5 protein-coding genes are annotated in these 4752 nt (G+C 55.5%); 3 read left to right on the top strand and 2 right to left on the bottom strand.

Annotated elements, in window-relative coordinates:
• Nucleotides 1–756: LysR family transcriptional regulator (locus HLUSI_RS0100675; RefSeq protein ID WP_016832123.1), on the bottom strand; the 756-nt coding region annotated here is incomplete at its 3' end.
• A 94-nt stretch (nt 757–850) separates the two neighbouring features.
• Here HLUSI_RS0100675 and HLUSI_RS0100670 point away from each other — a divergent pair.
• Nucleotides 851–1453, top strand: a complete 603-nt coding sequence (locus tag HLUSI_RS0100670; protein ID WP_016832122.1) for a cysteine hydrolase family protein — start codon at nt 851–853, stop codon at nt 1451–1453.
• 10 nt (nt 1454–1463) lie between these two features.
• Here HLUSI_RS0100670 and HLUSI_RS0100665 read toward each other — a convergent pair whose 3' ends face one another.
• Nucleotides 1464–1898: a CBS domain-containing protein gene (locus HLUSI_RS0100665; protein ID WP_016832121.1), complete on the bottom strand. Its 435-nt coding sequence runs from the start codon at nt 1896–1898 to the stop codon at nt 1464–1466.
• A 949-nt stretch (nt 1899–2847) separates the two neighbouring features.
• On the opposite strand from HLUSI_RS0100665, the gene HLUSI_RS0100660 reads away from it, so the two are divergent.
• The gene (locus HLUSI_RS0100660) at nt 2848–3060 is read left to right on the top strand and encodes a helix-turn-helix transcriptional regulator (RefSeq protein WP_029362953.1); all 213 of its coding nucleotides are present in this window, start codon (nt 2848–2850) and stop codon (nt 3058–3060) included.
• Nucleotides 3057–4472, top strand: coding sequence for a DUF3987 domain-containing protein (locus HLUSI_RS0100655; protein WP_083830775.1), 1416 nt, complete (start codon nt 3057–3059; stop codon nt 4470–4472). Before HLUSI_RS0100660 ends, HLUSI_RS0100655 begins: the two co-directional genes overlap by 4 nt.
• The last annotated feature ends 280 nt before the right edge of the window (nt 4473–4752 follow it).

The raw sequence follows: 4752 nt of genomic DNA, 5'->3' as shown, positions 1-4752 counted from the left end.
TACGCGCGCGCGCGCGCGCGCGGCCATGCATTGCGCCACCAGGCTGGCGCTGCGCAGGCGCACCGGGTTGCCGTCGGCGTGGGCGGCCAGCCAGCGCGTCTCGGGGATGTCCGGCACGCTGTCGTCATAGCCGATCACCGGGGCGCTGCCGCGCTGGTGACGCCAGGCCGCCACCTGATCGGCGGTGCCGCACAGGTAGAAGCGCACCACGCCCAAGCGCCGCGCGATCAGCTCACCGTCCTGCGGGCGGGCAAAACGCAGGGCCAGGTCGGCTTCGCGCCGGGCCAGGCTCAAGGTCTGGTGGCCCATGGCCAGTTCGATGTCCAGGGCCGGCCATTGCTGCAACAGGCTGGGCAGGCGCGGCGCCAGGAACATGGTGGCCATGGCCTCGGTGCTGGCAATGCGCAGCTTGCCTTCCATGCGGATGTCTTCACCGGCCAGGCGGCGCGCCAGCTGTGCGGTCTGCGCCTGCATTTCGCGCGCCGCGGACAGCACGGTTTCACCCAGCCTGGTCAGCTCGGTATCGTCGCCGCGCCGCGTGAACAGCGGGCCGTGCAAGGCATGCTCCAGCGTCTGCAGGCGCCGGCTGACGGTGGCGTGGGTCACGCCCAGCACGCGCGCCGCACCGGAAAAGCTGCCCGATTCGATGAAGGCGGCAAAGGTGCGCAGTCCTTCCCAGTCGGCATGCAGGGCTGCCCGTGCAGCATGGTGGCGGGAGGCGGGACGGGATGCGGGGCGGGCTGTTAATTTTTTCACAGTCAGATGGCGATCACGTTGAATGGTGGTGCGAATTTTATCGGACTAAGATGCCTGCATCCCGCTTCGTCCTCTTTTCAGCAAGGAGTTTTCCATGAGCACACCCCAGACCCTGATCCAGATCGCCGGTGGTTCGCCACGCGCCGCCACCTGGCAGGAAGCCGCGCTGGTCATCATCGACCACCAGACCGAATACACCACTGGCCGCGCACCCCTGGCCGGCATCGGCGCAGCCGTCGCCGAAGTCGCTCTCCTGCTGGAACACGCGCGTGCTGCCGCTGCGCCGGTGATCCATGTGGTCCACCACGCCAAGCCTGGCGCGGTGTTGTTCGATCCGCAGCGCGAATTCGTCGGCATCATCGATGGGCTGCAACCGCAGGACGGCGAAGTCACGGTGGTCAAGGCGCTGCCGAATTCCTTCGCCGGCACCACGCTGGACGCCGAGCTGAAGAAGGCCGGTAAGAAGGAGTTGATCATCGCCGGCTTCGCCACGCACATGTGCATCAGCGCCACCACGCGCTCGGCGCTGGATCATGGCTATGCGTCGACGGTGGTGGCGGCAGCGTGCGCCACGCGCGACCTGCCGGATGCGCTGGGCAAGGGCGTGGTGCCGGCGGCGGAGGTGCAGCGCGCGGCGCTGGCGGCCTTGGCCGATCGTTTTGCGACGGTCGTGCCGGATGCTGCTGCATTGAATTGACGAAGGACGCTTACGGGACGGTCGGATTGCTAGGGTTGATCCGCAGATTCTTGAGGATGTCGCGCCACGTCACGATGCCGACCGGCCTGAAGTTCAGGTCGACCACCGGCAGGCAGGAAATGCCGTGGGTGTTGAAGGCATGGATCGCGTCATCGACCGTGGCGCTTTCCTGTAGCACGATCGGACGCCGCGTCATGATCTGGTGCACGCGCTTGTTCAGGCTGGCGATGTCCTGGAAGGTTTCCCGGGCCGACCCGATGTTCGGACTCAGCGCCTTGAGCAGGTCGCGGTCGGACACCACGCCCAGCAGCTTGTGCTTTTCCACCACCAGCAGGTGATGGAATTTCAGGTTGTCGAAAATCTCCTTGACCGTTTCCAGCTTGTCGTCCAGGCCGGCGGTGACGAGCTTCGCGGTCATGATCTTCTTGATGCTGACTCCAGCCATTGCTCCTCCGTTGATATGTCGGATTGTCCTCCAAGCCAGGCGGGGGAGGCAATTGACGCAGGTCAAGTTGTCCGCAAAAAACAAAAAAGGCCCGTGCGAACACGGGCCTTCAGATGTCTTTGGTGGGATAGGTACACTCAAATACCGCCCGGAATGTGTTGAAAATACGACGTTTTGCTATTTCTGGCGAAAAAACTACCCCTAAAAATACCCCCAAGATTATCGATTGCAGCCGAGCTTCGTTGGACGGCATTGGATACATCAAGATTCATGCGGATGCCATTCTTCCGGAGTCGCTCATGTGCATAAAACAAATTCCATCGTCAACACGGCTTGACCAGCATATGAAAAATCGTTCATTATGGCTCTACTGCGTCGGAAATAAACCGATGCGGTCGGCTTTGTGACCATCGAAGGACGGCATCACTGAAGTGACAAAATTCCAAGACCTGAGTTAGGTGCGGTTCCTCATGAAGGAACGTGCTGTTAGAAGCTCTCCGTGCGCACTTAGTGCCACGAAGCTAGCAATGAGCTATGGTTGCTAGCCCTACCAAACGTTGCAGTTCGGCGCGTATCCACCAAGAACGACGCCACGTAGCGAATCGATGGGTACCTTTGATGTACTGATTTCGATTCGTGAACAAAGATCTGAGCTAGGTGTGGTTCTCTCGGGACCATATTGATGACGCTCTGGTGAGCACACTGTGCCACAAACCAGCAGCAAGTAGTCGCTGCAGACCCTACCAAAATCGACATAGAGTCAGGCGCTGCGTTTCGCAAGACCTTCGCCACCCAAACGACTCGGAGCGGTTATTGCTGCTCTCTTGGCTTCGTGAACTCACTGGGTTCATTCCGCCTACGCGACCAAAGAACCAAAATTTAATGATTAATCAGCGCAGGAACAGTACGAAGTGCTGTCGCGCATTTGGGAGTGCATATGCTAAATCGAATGGTAGACATCAAGTATGTCTGCGAGAAGTTTTCCATTAGTCGTTCATCGGTCTACGAAATGCTCAATGAGGACGGGAAATATTTTGACGAGAATTTCCCACGTCCGGTGCCAGTGGGGAAGCGCTCAAAGCGCTGGGCCGAAAGTGAACTGAATGCCTACCTGGAGAAATTGCTGAGCAATGGAGACGGTATGAAAGAGGGGGCGCAATGACTACACCATTGGCTCCTGTTGCAAGCCTGTCTCGTACACCTCGCCATTTTGTTGAAGAGCACTCGTGGTCCGATGTGGCGGATCGCCTTATGACAGCCCACGTGTCAGATTGTGCTACGCATCTGACTGGCGCTTGCTTTAAGGTCGAGATTCCAAAAGGAAAGATGCCTCGACCGCTCAATACCAATAGTTTCATTGTCGCGCCAGCAGGAAGTGGAAAGACCGATGCGGGTGAGTTAATACTGCGCTGCTATGACGATCTGGTGCAGGAGCACCAGCAAAGCCGTAGCGAGATGCTGGGATCGTATCAAGACAATCTTATCGCTTGGCAGGCACGTCAATCAGGTCTGAATAAACGGATCAAAGATATTGAGTCCCAAGATGGTTTGTCTGATAAGGAACGCAATGCGCGGCTTGAGGACGTCGAACAACGACGGCAGCAACTCCTTAAGGAAAAGCCAGTTGAACCAGCAACTGCTCCCTGTCGGGCTAGTGATTTTTCATTTGCGGGAATTAAGAAAGGTGTAGCGAAGCATCTGAATTTGTGGATTAAGCCTGACGAAGGATTTTCAGTATTAAGTCATTTGGAGGAAAGGGGTGTGGCTATCATCAACGGCGGCCACAGCGGGCAACTTTATAAGAGCCTGATGGCGGCTGGCAACGGCAACCCTGTGATTCCGATTTTCACAGTTTCCATCGCCATCCAGCCTAAGCCTTTCGATCAATTTCGCGATTCAAAAATTGGGGCGCTTTGCCTGGGTAGCGGATTCTTTGACAGATGTGGATTCGCCTATGTCGATAACGAAGATGTGGCGCGGGCGAGAAAATTTGAAACTACTGGACCAGGACCAGCAACCGAAGCCTACTTGTCAGTGATGCGTTACTTTTTCGCAGAAGCGATCAAGCAGGGAGAAAAGGGATATGACACAAGGCCTGTTTTGAAGGTATCGCGTCGCGCGATTCCTGTTGCTGAGAGGGCTGAACGCTGCATCAAGGCTGTTGTGGAGGACTACGCTCCCTTTTTTGATGATCTGACCTATCCGGCTCGCGCTTATGAGCGAGTGATCCGCATGGCAGCGGTTGATCACGCGTTTGAAGGTGCCGAAGGCGATATTACTGGTGAAGAGATCGAAAACGCACTGGAACGTGTGATCTGGCATATCGATAACTTCCGCTTGTTGTTCGATCGTACTGAGAAATCGTATCTCCATCTGGAGGATGCTGATCGCATCGCTGAATTGCTGTTCATGCGAGGGCGAAATCGCCCTTTCCCAATTTCGCAGATGAAGAGCATGGAGCTGGAGCTATCGTTGAGCAATCTGCGACTCCGCAATGGAATCGCCTGTTTAATCAACGAAGGGCGTTTAAAACAGATCGAAAAGTCGGGAGGTGTGTACTTCAAGCTGCGTTAATTGAACCCTGAATTTGCAGAGAAATAGGGGGATATTTTTTATTCTTTTTGACCGCTTTTAAGAGATATCTCAGAACGACCATCGATCCAATAAATCATTGGAAAAGGAGAGTGTTTGGTATGCAAATTATCGAACGCTCTTCATGCATCAATCCCTTGCCAGTTCTGGTTTTAAATAAGATAAGGAGATCAATTTAATAATCAAATTTATCTATTCATTCTATTCACAAGAACATCAATCTAAGTTATCCACAACCATCCATCATCAATCAATAAATTGA

This window comes from Herbaspirillum lusitanum P6-12 (genome assembly GCF_000256565.1).
GTDB classification, from domain to species: Bacteria; Pseudomonadota; Gammaproteobacteria; order Burkholderiales; family Burkholderiaceae_D; genus Herbaspirillum; species Herbaspirillum lusitanum.
The sequence above is the reverse complement of the archived record's forward strand: the minus strand, read 5'-3'. Positions and strand labels throughout refer to the sequence as shown.

Bases quoted from the DNA above. Each gene is read 5' to 3' on its own strand.
- HLUSI_RS0100660 (WP_029362953.1), top strand. From the start codon at position 2,848: ATGGTAGACATCAAGTATGTCTGCGAGAAGTTTTCCATTAGTCGTTCA.
- HLUSI_RS0100655 (WP_083830775.1), top strand. From the start codon at position 3,057: ATGACTACACCATTGGCTCCTGTTGCAAGCCTGTCTCGTACACCTCGC.
- HLUSI_RS0100665 (WP_016832121.1), bottom strand. From the start codon at position 1,898: ATGGCTGGAGTCAGCATCAAGAAGATCATGACCGCGAAGCTCGTCACC.
- HLUSI_RS0100670 (WP_016832122.1), top strand. From the start codon at position 851: ATGAGCACACCCCAGACCCTGATCCAGATCGCCGGTGGTTCGCCACGC.